The organism is Ralstonia sp. TCR112 (assembly GCF_007997035.1).
Lineage (GTDB): Bacteria > Pseudomonadota > Gammaproteobacteria > Burkholderiales > Burkholderiaceae > Ralstonia > Ralstonia edaphi.
The window spans coordinates 1-512 of record NZ_VOSS01000253.1; the positions used below are offsets into that span (position 1 = coordinate 1).

General features: G+C 65.4%; 2 pseudogenes. One reads left to right on the forward strand and one right to left on the reverse strand.

Annotation, left to right across the window (positions count from 1 at the left end):
* Window positions 1–115, forward strand: a pseudogene (locus FUT88_RS27100) (flagellar protein FliT); the annotation flags it as partial.
* Here the strand turns inward: FUT88_RS27100 and FUT88_RS25710 are convergent.
* A pseudogene (locus FUT88_RS25710) lies at window positions 109–512 on the reverse strand (glycosyltransferase family 2 protein); the annotation flags it as partial. The pseudogenes FUT88_RS27100 and FUT88_RS25710 overlap by 7 nt on opposite strands.

Consider the following 512-nt stretch of genomic DNA (forward strand, 5'->3'; position numbering starts at 1 on the left):
CGCCCGCGTGCGTGCCATGGTGTATCCGCGCCTGGACCGCCTGCAGAAGCGCATCGACACGGCGCGCCGCGCCACCACCGCAAGCAACGCCTACGGCAGCATGGCGCGTTATTGAGTCGACGCGTCCTGCAGCTGTTTTGACAGCGTCAGATAGTGCTCGGACTTGCGTGCGAGCGCTTGGCTCTGCATCTGGTACACGATCGCCAGTTGCTGGGCAGCGAGGAAGCTGCCCCGGCCGATGACGCTGCCGTCCATCTCCGGCTGATCGCCGATCTCAAGGCAGCGGTTGAAGACCTGCTCTGCCAACGGTAGCCACCGGGCGCCTGCCTCATCAGGCTGCTTGGCCGCCGCATCCAGCAACACCAATCCCAGTGCAAAGCACAGATCCGGAAAATCCGGCCACGTCTGGATGGCCACGTCGCCTTGCGTGAGCGCCTCTTCAACGCGGTCGGCCTTGCCCAGGCTGTACACATATCGCAGCGCCAGGTTGCGACGGTAGGGCGCCTCGGGCG